This window comes from Streptomyces sp. NPDC093221 (assembly GCF_044753885.1).
Classification (GTDB): domain Bacteria; phylum Actinomycetota; class Actinomycetes; order Streptomycetales; family Streptomycetaceae; genus Actinacidiphila.
The window spans coordinates 730,727-748,045 of the sequence record NZ_JBIVOA010000001.1; the positions used below are offsets into that span (position 1 = coordinate 730,727).

Consider the following 17,319-nt stretch of genomic DNA (forward strand, 5'->3'; position numbering starts at 1 on the left):
TTGGGGACGGAGGCCGGGGTTGGCGGTGTGCCAGAGGCCATGAATGAGCCTGTCCGGCGTTTGGGGACGGGAGCCGGGGTTGGCGGTGTGCCAGAGGCCATGAATCAGCCTGTCCGGCGTTTGGGGACGGAGGCCGAGGCTGGCGGTGTGCCAGAAGCCATGAATCAGCCCGTCCGGCGTTTGAGGACCAGCCCCAGCGGCAATGAGCGCCCACCCGTCGACCACGCCCCGCCGTCCGGCACCCGAGGGCGGACAGGGGACGGTTCCCCGGGCGAGACCCCCGCCGCCCCTACCCTCGGGGAATGACCGACGCCGACCTCCGTACGGAGGGCCGTACCGAGGGCCGCCCGGAGGGCCGTACGCCCCGCGACTGGGCCGTGGACGCGGCCGCGCTCTGCTTCGCCGTACTGGTCGGCATGGTGGTCTACGGCATCGCGGCGCAGCACGAGGACCGGCCGGTGTGGATCCAGGCGGTCGACCTGCCGCTCGGCGCGCTCGCGTGCGTGTCGCTGTGGTGGCGCAGGCGGTACCCGATGGCCGTGGCGCTGCTGGCCGTACCCGCGTTGGCGCTGTCCAACAGCGTGTTCGGCGCCGGGATGGTGATCACGGCGAGCCTGGCGCTGTACGAGCCGCTGCGCCGTTCGCTGCCGGTGCTCGGACTGTTCGTGGCCGCGTCGGTGCCGGACGCGCTGCTGCTGTCGGACCCGCACGGCACCGACTGGACGGCGGCGGCCTTCTCGGTGGCGTACTACCTCGTCTCCTTCGCCTCGGGCAGCGCCCTGCGCAGCCGACGCCAACTCCTCGTCCGGCTGCGGGAGGACGCGGTACGCGAGCGCGCCGACCACGCGCGGCGGCTCGCCGACACCCGCCGCGCCGAACGGACCGCCATCGCACGGGAGATGCACGATGTGCTGGCGCACCGCATCTCGCTGCTGTCCGTGCACGCGGGCGCGCTGGCGTACCGGACGAGGAGCGCCGGCGGCCCCGCGCTGGACGCCGCAGAGATCGAGGAGAGTGCCCGCGTCATCCGGGACAACGCCCATCAGGCGCTGGAGGAGTTGCGGGAAGTGCTGCTCGTGCTGCGGACGGAGGACGAGGGCACGGCCGCGCCGCAGCCACGGCTCGCGGACGTGGCCGTACTGGTGGGCGAGGCGCGGGCGGCCGGCCAGGACGTGCAGTTCCACGACGACGTGGACGCCGCGCTCGCGTCCGACCTGCGCCCGCAGGCCCAGCGCACCGCCTACCGCGCGGTGCAGGAAGCGCTGACCAACGCCCGTAAGCACGCGGCCGGTTCACCCGTGACCGTACGGCTGAGCGGCGCGCCCGGCGCGGACCTCACCGTCGAGGTGACCAACCCGCAGGCGTACGAGGCGACTTCGGGGCCGCCGCGCCCGATCCCCGGTTCCGGCACCGGTCTCGTGGGCCTCGGCGAGCGCGTCGCCCTGGACGGCGGGACCCTCGAACACGGCCGCGCTGACGGCGTGTTCACCGTACGGGTACGGCTACCGTGGCCCGCGACATCAGCGCGTGATCCCCGGCAGCGGGGGAAGGGCGAGGCGTGAGGGGCGACGGCATGATCCGGGTACTTCTGGTCGACGACGACCCGCTGGTGCGCGCCGGGCTGAAGATGATGCTGCGCGGCGCCGACGGCATCGAGGTCGTCGGCGAGGTGGGGGACGGCGCTGCCGTACCCGGGGCCGTACGGCAGCACGGTCCCGACGTCGTCCTCATGGACATCCGCATGCCGGTCATGGACGGCATCACCGCCACCCGCGCCCTCACCGGGCGCGACCCCGCGCCCCAGGTCATCGTGCTGACCACCTTCGGCGCCGAGGACACCGTCCTGGAGGCGGTACGCGCGGGCGCGGCGGGCTATCTGCTCAAGCACACCGAGCCGGAGGAGATCGTCGAGGCCGTACGCCGGGCGGCTCGCGGCGAACCCGTCCTGTCGCCGTCCGCCGCCCGTGCCCTCATCGCCCACGCGGCTACCGGGTCCTCTTCCCGCGCCGACGCCGCCCGGCAGCGGCTCGCCGACCTCTCCGAGCGCGAGCGCGACGTCGCCCGGGCCGTCGCCGAAGGGCTCTCCAACACCGAGATCGGCGCGCGGCTGCATGTGTCGGTCGGGACGGTCAAGGCGCATCTGTCCAGCGCGCTGGGGAAGGCCGGGGTCGAGAACCGGATTCAGCTCGCGTTGCTGGCGCATGACGCGGGGGAGGAGTGAGGGGGCGGTGCTCGCGGCGGTCCCGTCCCGTAGCGCCTCCGGCGGGGATGCGGGCCGGTGGGTGTACGGGGCCGCTCGGTGGGTGTACGGCACGGGCCGGTCGGTGGGTTGACGGGTCTGGCCGGTCGGACCGCGGGTCTGGCCGGTCGGCCGAGGCCGTGAACGAGGCGGGTGCCTAGCGTCGGAGGTATGCCTTCCGATGACGCAGTACGGACGTCTTTGCCGCGGGCCGCCGCTTCCGCCCCGGACCCGGGGGCCGAGGCTGGCCGGGTGACCGTATCCGAACCTGGGGCCGACTCCCGGCCGGGGACCGTATCCGACCCCCGGACCGTATCCGCGTACCGGCCGCCGGCCGACCCGCGCCCGGCCGACCGGCGCCTGCACGACCGGCGCCCGTATCACCGTCTCCGGCTCGCGGTGGCCCTCTTCTTCCTCTCTCCCCTGATCGGGGAGTTCCTGCTCGGCAACCAGCCGGTCACCGCGCTGCCGTCCGTCCTGATCCTCGCGCCGATGTACGGCGGCGGCGCCGTACTGATCCGCGAGTGCGCGCGGCGCCTCGGCCGGGGCTGGCCGACGATGATCGTGCTCGCGGCGGCATACGCCCTGGTCGAGGAGGGGCCGATCGACCAGATGCTGTGGAATCCGCACTACGGCGGGTTCGACATGGCGGGCGCGTACGCGGGGACGTACGTGCCGTTCCTCGGGACGAGCGTCGGGATGATCGAGGACGTGCTGTCGATCCACACGGTCTGGAGCGTGTGCGTGCCGATCGCGATCGTGGAGACCTTCGCGTGGGGCGGCGGGCGCGCGGGACGGGAGATCCGGCCGTGGCTGGGCAACATCGGCCTGCCGCTGGTCGCCACGGCCTTCGTCGCCGACTCGCTCTTCCTCGCCGTCGCGCAGCAGCACAGCGAGCACTTCATGGCCTCGCCCGCGCGGCTCATCGGCTGCGGCGCCGTCATTCTCGTACTGATCGCGCTGGCCTTCACGCTCCCCGCCCGCCCGGCGACCCGCCCGACGGCCCGTACGCCCCGCCCCTGGCACGTCGGCGCCGCGGCCTTCACCGCCACGTCCCTCTACTGGGCGCGCGGCGGCCTGCTCCCCTCCGGCGTCCCCGACTGGACCGACCCCGCGCTGTGGCTGCTGGCCGTCGCCGCCTTCGTGTGCCTCGCGCTCCGCTGGTCCCGCAGCCCGGCGTGGTCCGCCGCCCACCGCTTCGCGCTCGCCGCGGGCGCCGTCCTCACCTACGCCTGGGTCGGCTTCACGCAGTCCCCGACCCTCGACGTCCCCCTGTCCCTCGCCCTGACGGGCAGCGCCGTCTTCGCCCTCGCCGCCCTCGTCCTCCTGGCCGCCGCCGCCCGCGCCCTCACGCGCCGCGCAACTCCCGGTCGCCCCGCCCCCAGAAACGCCGGTACACCCGCCGGGCCAGCAGCGGACCGAGAATCCACAGCACCCACGCGTGCGTCGTCGCAAAGAACACCGGAATGGACAGACCGAACCCGACGATGACCCCGTACGACCCCTCGTTCCCGTCCACCCCGGCGCCCGTTCCCGCGGGGTTCAGCGTCTTCAGGTAATACGTCAGGGCGAGCAGCGTGACATTCGCCAGCACCTGCAACAGCGCGTAGAAACCCCACCGCAGCGCATGCGTGGCGACGGTGTCGTGCCCCTCCTCGATCAGCATCTTCGTCGCGAACGGATTCAGGATGATCATCATCAGCCACACCATGTTGATCTTCCGCAACCGCGTATCGACCCGCAGCGCCGTCCTGAACACCCTGTGGTGCTCGCCCCACGCCATCGCGATCACCACGAAACTGATCAAAAACGCCAGGTAATGCCCGTCATCCGCCCGCACCGAGTGCCAGAACTCCGACACATCGTGCCCCTCCGGCACCGGCAACTCCAACGCGAGCAACGTGATGGCGATCGCCACCACCGCGTCCGAAAACAAAATCAGCCGCTCCGCCGCCCGCGTCTCATGCCCTTGCTCGTTCTCCGAGGTCCCCAAAAGATGCCCAACTTCCCTGTGGCGCGACCCGCTTTCCGGCCCCGCGACGACTCCGGCCAGAGCGCATTACTACACCACTCTCAGCCCAGCCGCCCCACGCAGGCGCGGAAGACGCGTCCCGCGCTCGTGGGCGGGGACATCCAGGGTTCCGTCAGCTACGCCGTGCCCGGCGCTTGTCGACCTCAGCGGCGATCGTGAGCGCGCAGGCATCCGGTGACTCGTGCTCCCAGAAACGCAGCACCGTCCAACCGGCATCGGTGAGGCGCTCGTTCGTGTCCTGGTCCCGCGCCATGTTCTTGGCGACCTTCTCCGACCAATAGCCCGCGTTGGTCTTCGGCGAGACGTAGTGCTCAGGGCAGCCGTGCCAGTAGCAGCCGTCGATGAAGACGGCGACCTTCGCCGGCCGGAACACCAGGTCGGCTGTCCGGCGGAGGTCCGGCAGGGGGCGAGCCGAGACGCGGTAGCGCAGCCCCCGCGCGTGGACCAGGCGCCGGACCAGCCACTCAGGCCCGGTATCCCGGCTCCGTACGGCCTGCATATTCCGCCGCCGGCTCTCAGAAGACGCCCAGGACCCCTCGGGCGCTACCCACCCTGCCTCCATACGGCAACTACTCCTGCGTCTCCCCTGGACCTTGAGCGTCCTGAATTCTCAAGGCCGCTCCGAGCCGGCTGCGGGTCAACGGCGTCCCAGAGTCCCCCGTCGAGCTCCTTTGTGCGACTCAAGCCTACTTCTGCGTGTGACCAGGCGGTGGCGAATACAGACGCACGGCGGTCTGCGGGCCAGCGGCCTATACCGCTTTACGCCGTGCGTTCCCTGACATCCGCGGCCTGGAATCAGGTCCGTTCACCGTCAGGGCAGCGGTCGCCCCTCTCGAGCCGTCCTTCTTTTCCGGCGCGCCACGTCATGGCACTCTTCACCTCCCAATTCCTTGCACGGAGTCGCCTGTTGTACGGCCGGACCGCGAGGCTCTGCGGCCGTGACGGCCCTCAGTCCGTCGGCGCCGCCGCGATGGCCTCGACGTACTGGCTCACCGTCGTGCTCCCCGGTGTGGTGTACGAGGCCAAGGGCACGTCGTCGAAGCCCGCGAGCGAGAAGTCCCGCGGGATCCGGACGGCATCGCCCGGTCGAGCGCGATGGACCGCAGCCCGGCGTCCTCGTATGTCTGGACCTCGTCGGAGTCGGCCCGCAGCCGCGTCACCAGGACGCGCTTGATCTTCTTGGAGAGCAGCACGTAGAGGTTCCGCCGCTCGATGCGCTCGTCGTCCCGCGTGCCGCACAGCAGGGCGGCTACGGTGTTCGACGCCTCGCGGGCCGAGTCGCTGGAGCCAGGCTCTTGCGCAGGCTCGCGGACTGGGTGACAACTCGCCGCGATCGAGGGCAATGCGGGCGCGGTGCGAGCCGTGGTGGAGGCTAGGGCGACGCGGTGGGCGCGAGGTGCGGAGATTATCGGTGCTTGCCGGGTCCGGGGGCGCCCCACGTGCCCGGCGCCTGCGCGTGCCATCCGCCGGGCGCACCCCACTGGCCGGGTGCCTGGCCGTCCCACGGCCGGGGACCCCACATCGGGGCCTGGCGCGGATGCGGGAAGGGTGCCGCCCAGGCGGCGGGCGGGAGGTGCGGCGTCGCGGCCTGGGCGAGCGGGATTCGCACCAGGGACTTGCGCTGCCAGAGGTGATGGAGGAGTTCGGCTTCGCGCGCGGTGAAGTCCGGCGCGGGCATGCCGCGGGTGGCCGCCGCGCGCAGGAAGGCGAGGTGCGTGGCGAAGGCGGTGTAGTCGCGTACCGCGCGCGCCCCGCTCTCGCCGTAGTAGCGGCGCGCGGTGTCGCGGGCCTGGCTGCGGGCCTTCATCGAGGCCAGGGCGGTCGGCTCGGGGAGCGTCAGCCAGCCGGCGGCGGCGTAGACGGGGAGGTTGGTGCGGATGGTGCGCAACTCGCGGGCGCGGGCCCAGAAGGCGAGCCAGACGACGAGGCCGAAGACCGGGATCATGACGGCCACGTAGACGGTCAGGAAGCCGACGGGCGAGAGCATCGAGGAGCTGTTCCACAGGCCGTGCAGCACCATCGCGAGCAGCCAGCCGCCGAGCGGCGCGAGCCAGCGCCACACACTGCGCGGGCGGCTGGTGGCGGCGATGGCGAAACCGATGCCGGTCATCGCCGTGAAGAGCGGGTGCGCGAAGGGCGTCATCAGGACGCGGACGAAGAAGGTCGCGGCGGTCGCCGAGTCGAGTACGGAGGAGCCGAGCGCCTTGTCCTCGCCGAAGGCCGAGCCGATGTACAGGATGTTCTCGGTGAAGGCGAAGCCGGTCGCGGCCAGCCCCGCCAGCACGATGCCGTCCACGACGGACTCGATGTGACGGCGCCGGAAGAGGAAGAGCAGCAGGAGCGCGGCGCCCTTCGCCGTCTCCTCCACCAGCGGCGCGACGAAGGTCGCACCCCAGTGGTCGGTCTGCGTCGGAGTCGCGGAGAAGGTCGTGGCGATCAGCTTGGCGCCGTACTCGTTGGCGAACAGCGCGACGAGGGTCGCCGCGCACGCGCCCCAGGAGAAGGCGAAGACCACGTTCTGCCAGGGGCTCGGCGCCACGTGGTCGAGCCACAGGAACGCCCAGACCAGCAACGGCACCGGCAGGACGGCCAGCACCAGGCCGACCAGGAAGCTCTCGGTGCCTATGTGCTGGCGCACGACCGCGAGGATGATCACACCGCAGACGGCCAGTGCCGTGAACAGCGCGCCCGTACGGACCGCCCGGCTCTCCCAGAACGGACGGCGGGGCGCGTACTGCCAGGTCTCGGGAGCGGGCGCGGGCGCGAATCCGGGCGGCGGCCCGGCGGGTGCGGCCTCCGACGCGTCGGGACCGGATACGTCGCGACCGGATACGTCGCAACTCGATCCGGCGGAACCTGATCCGTCGAAGCCCGATCCGGCGGTCCCGGACTGCGGTCCCGGCGCGGCGGACCCGGGCGGCGGCCCCGACACGGGCAGGGCAGCGGCCTCCTGAGGACCCGCGGCCCCGGCAGCCGGGTGCGAAAACATGGACACCCGTCGACAGTACGGGGGCCGGGCGGCCGTACGCGAGGGTGCGTCGGCATCGGTTCGCGCAGGTGACCGCCGCTGCCCGGCCCGAACGGGCGGGTCAGGGGCGGTTCCGGCGGCGGCTCAGGGACCGGGCCAGGGACGGGGCCAGGGACGAGACCAGGGGCGGGCCAGGAGACGGTTCCCGGAGCGCGCGCCGGTCGCGTACGCCGGACGTCCCCCGCGCCCGTACGCGCCCCGTGCCCGTACGCCGGTCGCGCCCCGCGCCCGTACGCACGTCGCGCCCCACGCGCCTGCGCAGGATACCCCCCGCCGCCTCCCTCAGATACGGGTGAACAGCAGGTCGCGTACGACGTGCCCCTTCGCCAGCCCCTGCCGCTCGAACTTCGTCATCGGCCGGAAGTCCGGCCGGGGGGCGAAACCTTCCGCCGGGTACCGGTTCGCCAGCCCCGGCTCCGCCGCCAGCACCTCCAGCATCTGCTCGGCGTACGGCTCCCAGTCCGTCGCGCAGTGCACGACCGCGCCGGGCCGCAGCAGGGGCAGCACCATGGCCAGGAAGTCCGGCTGGATCAGCCGCCGCTTGTGGTGCTTGGCCTTCGGCCAGGGGTCGGGGAAGTACACGCGCAGGCCCGCGAGCGAGGCGGGCGGCAGCATGTCCCGCAGCAGGACGACGGCGTCGCCGTTGGCCACCCGGACGTTCGTCAGGCCGAGGCGGTCGGCGAGCGCCAGCAGATTCCCCTGGCCGGGGGTGTGCACATCGACGGCCAGGATGCCGGTCGCCGGGTCCGCCGCCGCCATCGCGGCGGTGGCGTCCCCCATCCCGAAGCCGATCTCCAGCACCAGGGGCGGCTCGGAGTCGCCGAAGAGCGCGCCCGGATCCAGCGGCGCGCCGTCCAGCTCCACCCCCCACGCCTCCCAGTGCCGCTCGATCGCCGCGGCCTGCGCCTGCGTGATCCGCCCCCGCCGGGCATGGAACGACCTGATCCGGTGCTCCTCCCGCGACCCCGCCGGATCGGGCGCGGGCCCGCTGGGAAAGCGCTGCTGCTTGCCGACGCCGGAGACGGCCTTTCCGGCAACGGCTTCCGTGTCGGCTTCCGTGACGGCTTCGGCGTCGGCTTCCGTGACGGATTCCGCTACGGCGACGGCTACGGCTAGGGCTGCGGCATCGGTCTCGCGTACGGCGGGCGCGCTCGTACGCGTGGCGGGGGGAGTGGGTGACGTGGACACAATGCCGTCGATTCTACGGGGCGCCCGCGGCCCCCGGAGCGGCTGCCAGCGGCGTACGGGCTCACGTACCGGTGCGCGGACGCGCCGCGTAAGGCCAGGTCCGGGGCCGTACGGCGGCCGGGGGCGCAGGCGCGAACCGTGAACGCCGTCCGCGGGGCTACGCGGCGCGCAGGGCCTCCAGGGCCCGGCGGGCAACCTCGCGGCCGATCGGGAGCGAGGCGGTGGCGGCGGGGGAGGGGGCGTTGAGGACGTGGACGAAGGGGGCGGTCCCGGCGAAGAGGAAGTCGTCGACGAGGGTCCCGTCGGGGAGTACGGCCTGGGCGCGGACTCCGGCGGGGGCCGGGACGAGGTCGCCGGGGCGCAGCGCGGGCAGCAGGCGGCGGGCGTCGGCGGTGAAGGCGCGCTTGGACAGCGAGCGGTGGATCTCGCCCGCCTCCTGGCGCCAGTGGCGGCGGGCGATCCGCCAGGTGCCGGGGAAGCGGGCGGTCGCGGCGAGGTCGCGCAGCCCCACGGTGCCGCGCCGGTAGCCCTCGCGGGCGAGCGCGGGCACCGCGTTCGGACCGAGGTGGACGCCGCCGTGCACATCGCGGGTCAGGTGGACGCCGAGGAAGGGGAAGTCCGGGTCGGGCACCGGGTAGACAAGACCGCGCACCAGCCCGCGGCGGACCGGGATCAGCTCGTAGAACTCGCCGCGGAAGGGCACGATCCGCATGCCCGGGTCGTCCCCGGCCAGCTCCGCGATCCGGTCGCTGTGCAGCCCCGCGCAGTTGACCAGCACTTTCGTACGGATCTCGGGGCGCGGGCGGCCCTCGGCGTCGCTGCTGCGGACGGCGACCAGGCCGTCGGCGCGGCGCTCGATCGTACGGACCCGCTCGCCGTAGCGGACCCGGCAGCCCGCGTCCCCGGCCAGCCGGGCCAGGGTGGCGGCGACCTCGCGGAAGTCGCAGATGCCGGTGGTGGCGACGTGGATGGCGGCCAGCCCCGCGACCTTCGGCTCGTACTCGGCGATCTGGGCCGGGCCCAACTCCCGCACTGGGATGCCGTGTTCGCGGCCCCGCTGGACCAGGGCGTGCAGCCGCGGGAGTTCGGCCTGGGCGGTGGCGACGATGAGCTTGCCGGTGGTCTCGTGCGGGATGCCGTGCTCGGCGCAGAATTTGCCGATCTCGGCCGAACCCGCCAGCGCGTACTGGGCTTTGAGGGAGCCGGGGCGGTAGTAGATGCCGCTGTGGATCACTCCGCTGTTGCGGCCGGTCTGGTGGCGCGCGGGGCCCGGTTCCTTCTCCAGGACGGTGACGCGGATGCCGGGGGAGGCGCGGGTGAGCGCGTAGGCGGTGGAGAGGCCGATGATGCCCGCGCCCACGACAAGGACATCCTCCGGGCGGGAGGCGGGTGCGGTGCTGCGGGTCATGACGCCTCCTGCCTGTGGGGCCCTCATAGCCCGGCGGCCCGCTCCTCAAACGCCGTACCGGCCGGAAACCGCCGGACGGCCCGGAATTCGCTTCTGGCACACCCGCGCCGCCGCTACGCCCGTGCTGCCGACCTTCCCGCGCTGCTGGCGCATCCGCGCCGCCGGTCCGCCCGCCCGCGCCGCCGGTCCGCCCGCCCGCGCCTGCCGTCCCGCCCGGCTGAATCGTTTACGCCGGGGCCGCGAGCAAGGGCCTGGCCCGCTCCCGCAGCTCCAGCACCCGCGGCTCGTCGTTGTACGGCTCCAGGCGGTGCAGCAGGTCGCGGACGTACTCCGTGGTGCGGGCCGAGGAGATGCGCCCCGCGACCTCGACGGCCTTGGTGCCCGCGGCGCACGCGGCGTCCAGGTTCCCGGACTCCAGTTCGGCGACGGCGGAGACGACCAGGCGCAGGCCGTGGGAGCGGACGAACTCCTCGGTGGGGCGGGCGAGGGCCTGCTCGGTGAAGCGCTGCACCTGGCGCGGGACGCGCAGGTCGCGGTAGCACTCGGCGGCGTCGGCGGCGAGCCGGTCGTAGGAGTAGAAGCCGAGCCACTGCGGGTCGGCGTCGCCCTCGCGGGAGCGCTCGAGTAACGCCTCCGCGGCGGCCAGCGAGGCCCCGCAGGCGGCGGCCTCGCCCGCCTTGGCGTGCGCGCGGGCCTCCACGAGGTGGAAGAAGCTCATCGTGCGGGCGGTCGCCAGACCGCGGTTGCGCTCCAGCGCGGCCTGGGCGAGGTCGACGCCCTCGTCGGAGAAGTTGCGGTACGTGGCCTGGAGCGACATCGAGGCGAGCACGTAACCGCCGAGCGGTACGTCGGCGGCGGCGCGGGCCATCCGCAGCGCCTGGATGTAATACCGCTGGGCGGCCTCCTGTTGGCCGGTGTCGAAGGCCATCCACCCGGCGAGACGGGTGAGTTCGGCGGTCGCGCCGAACAGCGCGCGGCCCACGTCGTCGCTGTAGGAACCGAGCAGCAGGGGCGCCGCCTCGACCCGCAGGCACTCCGGGACCATGCCCGAACGCCAGTCGCCGCCACCGTACTTGGAGTCCCAGCGGCGGGCGTCCTCGGCGGCTTCGCGGAGCTTGGTCACGTCGTTGTGACCGACGTGGTTCATGCCCGGCGCGGGCGCGTCGCGGGCCACGGTGGCGTCCGCGGGGGTGATCAACCAGCGCGACGCGGGGGTCACGTAAGCGCTCACTGCGAAAGATCCGGCCAAGCTCTGCCAGATGCCGGTGCCGCCGGGTCCGCGCCGTCCGGCGAGATCCAACCGCCACAGATCGGTGGCCGATTTCACCGCCTCGCCGACATCGCGCGGGAAGGCGAGGCCGACCTCGGGCGCCGGGTCCGCGTCGGCCAGACCGATCTCGTGCAGCGGCACGGGACGGCCGAGCTTGGCGCCTATCGCCGCCGCGATCAGATGCGGCGCGGCGCCCTGCGGAACCATGCCCTTGGCCACCCACCGGGCGACCGACGTCTTGTCATAACGCAGGGTCAGGCCGCGTTGGGCGCCCAAGTCGTTGACCCTGCGGGCCAGTCCGGCGTTGCTGATGCCCGCCAGAGCGAGAAGGGTGCCGAGCTTCTCGTTCGGCCCGCGGTGTTCTCTGTTCACTGCGGTTCACCTCGTGATGCCGCTGGGGGGCAGGCCGGCCGGCCTGGTCTTGTCGTGGGGTACGGGGGTCACCCTCCCCTGGAGCCCGATTCAGCCACCGCGGTGACCGCTCGGCGGCCGGTGCGGCGCATGCGCCGGACACCCGAGCCGCGCGTACGTGTGCGAACCGGGTACACCCAGCGTAGTTCGCCGCATCCCGACCGTTAAGAGTCTCGTCCCGGATGGCGAGATTCCTGCCCCTTACTCGCCACCTCATTGGACCGTGCTCCCGGTATATGTGGCCGTGCGCCCGGCCGTGCGCTCTGTGCCGTCCGGGACGGCGGCGCTTGCATAGGGTCCGTGGGTCGGCCCGCGGCCCCGGCAGGCGGCTATGGCGGTGGTACGGCGGGCCAGGGGGTTCCGTTGCCACAATCCCCGCGGGCGGCGGACCGGCCCGGGAGGTGCGTCAGCGCCCTCCCGGGCCGTGGACCTCCCCTTGCGCCGAAGCCTCTCCGCGACGGCGCGCCCGCGCCCGGCCCCGCCCGCGCCGCCCGGCGTCCGCGGGAGGTGCTCCACCAGCGGTCCACACCTGCTCCACACCTTCTCCACGGCCCTCACCACTGTCTCCTTCACCACATTCACCGCCCCCGCCCGCGCCGGAACGTGCCCTTAATGTCCCGCATGCCGACCTCGAACGGTCCTCAACCGGTCCCTGGTCGCGTACGTGGCTTTCCGGCATATCAACTCCGGCATGTGCCGCAGACTTTGGCGCGAATCAGACGTTTCGGCTGATGCGTGTTTCACACTCGCCTCGCGGCTGCCCTCAGCGCGCGACCCGGCGCTCCTTGGTGCACCCATGCGCCGCTTTGCGCGCCTTCACGTGGCAGCATGGTCTTTCGGACGTCAGACGTGGCAGCGAAGCGGTAGAGCAGTGGGGCGGCGGCAGAGCGGCCCCCCGCGTACCGGCTGTCCACAGCCTGTGGAGGCGGCGATGCGGTGGTTGGTGGGGTGGAGCAGTGCCACCGCGGGTCCCGTTCCCGGCAGCAGGACCCGTACGCTCCTGCCCGTCGGTGCCCAACTCCTGTGGTCGGAACCGGATCCGCTGTGGGCCGTCGGTGACTGGCGGCCCGACGAGGTCCGTGTCGTCCAGGCCGATCCGGGCGGCGGCGCCGCGTACGCCTTCGGCGGCGGCAAAGGTGCGGCGTACGGCTCCGCGGGCGCGGCCTACGGGGACGGTTACGGCGACACGTACGGCGGGGCGGGTGCCGCGTACGGCGACGGCGGCGCGTACCGCAACGGCGCCCGGGGCGGCGGCGGTTCGAACGGCTCCCACAGCAACGGCTCCCATGGCAACGGGCACGGCGGGGGCGCCCCGCACACCGTCGCCCGGCTCGCCGTACTCGGCCGATGCGGCGCCAGCGACGCCGAGTTGCGGCTCGGCCTGGTCGCCGCCCGCGGCGGCGCGCTGCGCCATCTGACGGCCTGGTCGGGCAGTTACACCGCCGTACTCCAACTCGGCCGCCGCATCACCGTGTTGGGCGACCTCGCCGGGGCCAGGCCGGTCTTCCACACCCGTTGGGCGGGCGGTACGGCGTACGCGACCGCCGCCCTCCCGCTCGCCGACCTCATCGAGGCCGGGCTCGACGTCACCCACCTCGCCGCGCTCCTCGCCTGCCCCGACTCGCCCGAAGCGCTCGGCGACGGCACCCCGTACCTCGGCGTCCGCCGCGTCCCGCCCGGCCACGCGCTCATCCTGCGCGACGGTGCCCCGGAGATCAGCGGCTACGAACAGACCACCTCGCTGGCCGTCGGCCACCAGCCCACCAACAACGCCGACGCCACCGCGGCCGTCGAGGGCATACGGGACGCGCTCGTCGACGCCGTACGCGCCAGGCTCTCCCAGGCCCGCTTCGTACCCGACCCCGGGGACGGGCCCGCGCCCGGCATCGGCGCCGACCTCTCCGGCGGCAGCGCCTCCGCCACGCTCGCGCTGCTCGCCGCCGGGCTGCCCGGCAACCCCGGCATGCTGCCCGGCGCGCCCGGCTCCCTCGCGGGGGAGCGGCTGCTCGCCGTCACCTTCAACGACCTCGCGGGCGGCGGACCTCCGGGGTCCTCCGGCGGGGAGCCCTCGGGCGGCGGACTCCACTCCAGGGAAGCGCAGTTGGAGCGGGCGCGGATCATGGGCGCCGACCCGCGGCTGCGGCACGTCGTCGTCCCCGGCGGCCCCGAGGCGCTGCCGTACGCCGACCTCGGCGGCGGCGCGCTCACCGACGAGCCCGCCCCCTCCCTCGTCGACGCCGAACGCAACCGCCGGCGGCTCGCCGCGGGCGGCGCCGACCACCTCATCGGATACGGCGCCCGGCAGGTCCTCGACGCGCATCCCGCGCGGCTCGCCGACCTCCTGATGGACCGGCGCCGCCGCCACCTCGTACGGCCGGTGGCCGCGCTCACCCGCGCCGACGGGGCCCTCGGGCACCCCGCGCTCGTGCCCTTCACCGTGCCGATCACCGTCTACCGCGCCGCCCGGCGGCTGGCCCGCACCCCGTATCAACAGGGTGTGGAGGACGCGGCGGCGCGGCTCCAGCGACACGAGTTCGGCTCCGCCGGCAGTGGGCCGCTGGCCGCGTCCCTCGCCGCGATGACCTGGGTACGGCCGGGGCCCGCCGCCCGCTGGCTCACCGGGGAGGCGCTGGCCGAGGTGTCGGTACGCCTCCAGGACGCCGCGCGGCGGCCGTGGCCGATGGACCGGCCGGGGGAGCGGCGCGCCCGCGCCGTGCTGGCGCGTACCGCCGCGGATTTCCGCGCCTTCGAGCAGGCCGCGGCGGTGCCCAGCCAGCGGCTGCACGCGCCCTTCCTCGACAACCAGGTCGTCCGGGCCTGCCGGGCGCTGCCCGGCGCCCTTCGCGTACGGCCCGGCGCCCGGGCCGACGTCCTGCGCGACGTCCTCGAAGGCGCCGGGGTCCGTGACCTGCCGCCGGGGTGGGGCGCCAACTCCCACTCCACCGCTGCCGCGGCGGCCCGCACGGGGTTGCGCTTGGCGCTGGACGACCTTCTGGACCTTTTTGACGCGCCGCTGCTTGCCGATGCCGGGCTCATCGACGCTCGCGTGGTGCGCTCCGCGCTGGTCGCTGTCGCGGACGGGGGTGGGGTGCCGGCGGATCTCGACGGGTTGGGCGACCTTGTCGCCACTGAGGTCTGGCTGCGGCGGCTGCTTGCGCGGCGGGGGTCGTGCTGGACCGATCCCGCCACTCCCACTGATCCCCGCGCCCTCTCTTCCGGCGTCCAGCGCCTCTCCCTCTGACGTCGCGTTCTCCTTTTCCCGCCCGCCCACCCGTGCGGGTGCTTTCTTCGTCTGCGGGTGCCGCTTGTGCCTGGGTCGGTGCCGGTCCGGGGCACCTCCTCGAAATGCGGCTACCTGGTCCCGCGTATCCGGTGCCCTTCTTGTCACCGCATTTCTGCGGGGGCACCCCGGCCCGTCCCCTCCCGGTACGTCGGCGTCCGACGGTCCGGTGGGGGTGGCCGGGGAGGTTAGGGGGTCTTTTCAGCGTGCCGCCCTGCGCCGGTGGCCCCTCCCGGTGGGCCGCGGAGCTCGGGCCCTTCCCCAAGCGCCCAACTACGCCCCCTGCGGTTACCCCCACCCGGACGCCCCGCAGGTCCCGCACGCCCCGTCGGCCGTCGGCCGCCGGGGCGTCGACCACGCACCTCCCGCACCTCCCCCCACCCCCTTCCGCCGCCCCGCCGGGAGGTCGGGTGGCGCAGGGGTCGGGCTCCCACCCACCCCCTCCTCCGCCACCACAGTGGACCGTCGGACGCCGGCGTACCCGAGCCCACCCACCCCCCTGCCCGGCCACCCCCACGGACCGTCTGGCGTACAGGTCCGGCACCCCACCCGCCCCCTCCTCCCGCCCCGGGTGGACGGTCGGTCGCGCAGGGGCCGCACCCCCTGCCACCCCTCCCTCCTCAGCTACAGCGGACAGGCGGGCGCCGATGGACCGGAGGGGTCGGTGCGGGGTGCCCCCGCAGGGGGACGAACGGGCAGGGGCAGAAGCAGGCGCAGGTGGCCGCAGGTTCGTCGCCCGAGGAGGTGCCCCGGGCCGGGACCGACCAGGCACAAGCGGCACCCGCAGACGAAGAAAGCACCCGCACGGGTGGGCGGGTGGGAAGGCCCAGGCACCGCAAAGGCGCCCACCCCTGTCAGTGGGGTGACGCAGAATGGTCCTCGGGGAACCGACGGGGACAAGGCGAAGGGAGGTCGACATGACGGTATGGGACGACGTCGTCGGCCAGCAGCGCGTAGTCGCGGAGCTATCAGCGGCGGCGGCAGACGCAAACGCCTTGGTGACGGCCCACGAAGAAGGCCGTCCACAACCCGAGGCGTCAAGAATGACGCACGCCTGGCTGTTCACCGGCCCCCCCGGCTCGGGCCGATCCACCGCCGCCAGAGCCTTCGCCGCCGCACTCCAATGCGTCAGCCCCGACCGAGCCCTCGGCGCCGCCCCCGGCTGCGGCTTCTGCGACGGCTGCCACACCACGGCCGTCGGCACCCACGCCGACGTGGAATTCGTCCGCACGGACCTCCTCTCCATCGGCGTCAAAGAGACCCGTGACCTGGTGCGGCGCGCCGCGCTGTCCCCGGCCGGAGGCCGCTGGCAGGTCATCGTCATGGAGGACGCGGACCGCCTGACGGAAGGCGCGGGCAACGTACTGCTGAAAGCCGTCGAGGAGCCCGCCCCCCGCACGGTGTGGCTGCTGTGCGCGCCGTCGGTGGAGGACGCGCTGCCGACGATCCGTTCGCGGTGCAGGCTGCTGAGCCTGCGTACGCCGTCGGCCGAGGCGGTCGCGGACGTACTGATGCGGCGCGACGGCATCGACCCGGCGCTGGCGGAGCGGGTCGCGCGGGCGACCCAGGGCCACATAGGGCGTGCGAGGCGGCTGGCGACGGACGAGTCGGCACGGTCCCGCCGCGCCGCGGTGCTGCGCGTACCGCTGCGGGTCGCGGACATCGGCGGGTGCCTGCGCGCGGCGCAGGAGTTGGTGGACGCGGCGCAGGAGGACGCGAAGGCGGTCGCGGAGGAGGTCGACGGCAAGGAGACCGAGGAGATGCGGGCGGCCCTCGGCGCGGCGGCGGGCGCGGGCAGCCGGATGCCGCGCGGCACGGCGGGCGCGATGAAGGAGTTGGCGGACCGGCAGAAGCGGCGTTCGACGCGTACGCAGCGCGACACCCTCGACCTCGCGCTCACCGACCTCGCCGGTTTCTACCGCGACGTGCTGTCGTTGCAGCTCGGCTCGGCGGTCGGCATCGCGAACACCGAGGTCCGCGAGGGCATCGAGCAGATCGCGTCGTCGTCCCGGCCGGAGAACAGCCTGCGCAGGATCGAGGCCGTGCTCGCCTGCCGCGACGCCCTGGACCGTAACGTCGCCCCGCTGCTGGCGGTGGAGGCCATGACCCTGGCGCTACGAGCGGGCTGAGGGCCGAGCAACGGCTCGGGATCCGTCCTCCGGAAGGGTCCCCGGCGGTCCGGGGTTCGTCCTCCGGAAGGGTCCCGGCGGCCAGAAAGTTCGTCCGCCGGAAGGGCACCCCGGCGGTCCGGAGCTCATCCGCCGGAAGGCCACCCCCTTGGTCCGTCCGGGTGATCCCGCCCCCGCCCCCGTAACGTCTCCCACCCCATGGCCCGCAGCCGTTGCAAGGTGCAGACAGCGTTCCCGCGCTTCCGCCGCCGTACGGAATCACCAACCGCCCCGGGGGGCATCCCACCCCGAGGACCGACCCGAGGACCCGACCAGGCCCAAGGGTCCGGCCCAA

At 73.8% G+C, this 17,319-nt stretch carries 10 protein-coding genes and 1 pseudogene; 5 read left to right on the forward strand and 6 right to left on the reverse strand.

Annotated elements, in window-relative coordinates:
* Positions 1 to 302 precede the first annotated feature (302 nt).
* The 3 genes from ACIQCJ_RS03255 to ACIQCJ_RS03265 all read left to right on the forward strand — a co-directional run bounded on the left by ACIQCJ_RS03255 (position 303) and on the right by ACIQCJ_RS03265 (position 3,730).
* The gene (locus ACIQCJ_RS03255) at positions 303 to 1,562 is read left to right on the forward strand and encodes a sensor histidine kinase (protein WP_402710544.1); all 1,260 of its coding nucleotides are present in this window, start codon (positions 303 to 305) and stop codon (positions 1,560 to 1,562) included.
* Between the two features lie 11 nt (positions 1,563 to 1,573).
* Entirely contained in the window at positions 1,574 to 2,221 is a 648-nt protein-coding gene (locus ACIQCJ_RS03260) for a response regulator (RefSeq protein ID WP_391042790.1), read from the forward strand.
* A 270-nt stretch (positions 2,222 to 2,491) separates the two neighbouring features.
* On the forward strand, positions 2,492 to 3,730 hold the full coding sequence (locus tag ACIQCJ_RS03265; RefSeq protein WP_402710545.1) for a hypothetical protein: 1,239 nt from the start codon (positions 2,492 to 2,494) through the stop codon (positions 3,728 to 3,730).
* Between the two features lie 199 nt (positions 3,731 to 3,929).
* Here the strand turns inward: ACIQCJ_RS03265 and ACIQCJ_RS03270 are convergent.
* The 6 genes and pseudogenes from ACIQCJ_RS03270 to ACIQCJ_RS03295 form a co-directional block, all read right to left on the reverse strand.
* A pseudogene (locus tag ACIQCJ_RS03270) lies at positions 3,930 to 4,232 on the reverse strand (TMEM175 family protein); the annotation flags it as partial.
* Positions 4,233 to 4,383: 151 nt separating this feature from the next.
* A complete protein-coding gene (locus ACIQCJ_RS03275; protein WP_402710546.1) occupies positions 4,384 to 4,833 on the reverse strand; it encodes a very short patch repair endonuclease in 450 nt (149 codons plus the stop codon).
* An 843-nt stretch (positions 4,834 to 5,676) separates the two neighbouring features.
* Entirely contained in the window at positions 5,677 to 7,260 is a 1,584-nt protein-coding gene (locus ACIQCJ_RS03280; protein ID WP_402710851.1) for a PrsW family intramembrane metalloprotease, read from the reverse strand.
* A gap of 321 nt (positions 7,261 to 7,581) precedes the next feature.
* Positions 7,582 to 8,487: a tRNA (guanosine(46)-N7)-methyltransferase TrmB gene (gene trmB / locus ACIQCJ_RS03285; RefSeq protein WP_402710547.1), complete on the reverse strand. Its 906-nt coding sequence runs from the start codon at positions 8,485 to 8,487 to the stop codon at positions 7,582 to 7,584.
* Positions 8,488 to 8,644: 157 nt separating this feature from the next.
* A complete protein-coding gene (lhgO, locus tag ACIQCJ_RS03290; RefSeq protein WP_355336277.1) occupies positions 8,645 to 9,895 on the reverse strand; it encodes an L-2-hydroxyglutarate oxidase in 1,251 nt (416 codons plus the stop codon).
* A gap of 226 nt (positions 9,896 to 10,121) precedes the next feature.
* The gene (locus ACIQCJ_RS03295) at positions 10,122 to 11,537 is read right to left on the reverse strand and encodes an MFS transporter (RefSeq protein ID WP_188283634.1); all 1,416 of its coding nucleotides are present in this window, start codon (positions 11,535 to 11,537) and stop codon (positions 10,122 to 10,124) included.
* A 970-nt stretch (positions 11,538 to 12,507) separates the two neighbouring features.
* On the opposite strand from ACIQCJ_RS03295, the gene ACIQCJ_RS03300 reads away from it, so the two are divergent.
* Both ACIQCJ_RS03300 and ACIQCJ_RS03305 read left to right on the forward strand, forming a co-directional pair.
* Positions 12,508 to 14,817 carry an asparagine synthase-related protein gene (locus tag ACIQCJ_RS03300; protein ID WP_402710548.1) on the forward strand — a complete coding sequence of 770 codons (2,310 nt, stop codon included), beginning with the start codon at positions 12,508 to 12,510 and terminating at the stop codon, positions 14,815 to 14,817.
* A gap of 956 nt (positions 14,818 to 15,773) precedes the next feature.
* Positions 15,774 to 16,985: a DNA polymerase III subunit delta' gene (locus ACIQCJ_RS03305; protein WP_401856114.1), complete on the forward strand. Its 1,212-nt coding sequence runs from the start codon at positions 15,774 to 15,776 to the stop codon at positions 16,983 to 16,985.
* Positions 16,986 to 17,319: the final 334 nt, after the last annotated feature.

Coding starts and splice junctions, on each gene's coding strand:
- ACIQCJ_RS03280 (WP_402710851.1), bottom strand. CDS start 7,260: ATGTTTTCGCACCCGGCTGCCGGGGCCGCGGGTCCTCAGGAGGCCGCT.
- ACIQCJ_RS03275 (WP_402710546.1), bottom strand. CDS start 4,833: ATGGAGGCAGGGTGGGTAGCGCCCGAGGGGTCCTGGGCGTCTTCTGAG.
- lhgO (WP_355336277.1), bottom strand. CDS start 9,895: ATGACCCGCAGCACCGCACCCGCCTCCCGCCCGGAGGATGTCCTTGTC.
- ACIQCJ_RS03260 (WP_391042790.1), top strand. CDS start 1,574: ATGATCCGGGTACTTCTGGTCGACGACGACCCGCTGGTGCGCGCCGGG.
- ACIQCJ_RS03255 (WP_402710544.1), top strand. CDS start 303: ATGACCGACGCCGACCTCCGTACGGAGGGCCGTACCGAGGGCCGCCCG.
- ACIQCJ_RS03300 (WP_402710548.1), top strand. CDS start 12,508: ATGCGGTGGTTGGTGGGGTGGAGCAGTGCCACCGCGGGTCCCGTTCCC.
- ACIQCJ_RS03305 (WP_401856114.1), top strand. CDS start 15,774: ATGACGGTATGGGACGACGTCGTCGGCCAGCAGCGCGTAGTCGCGGAG.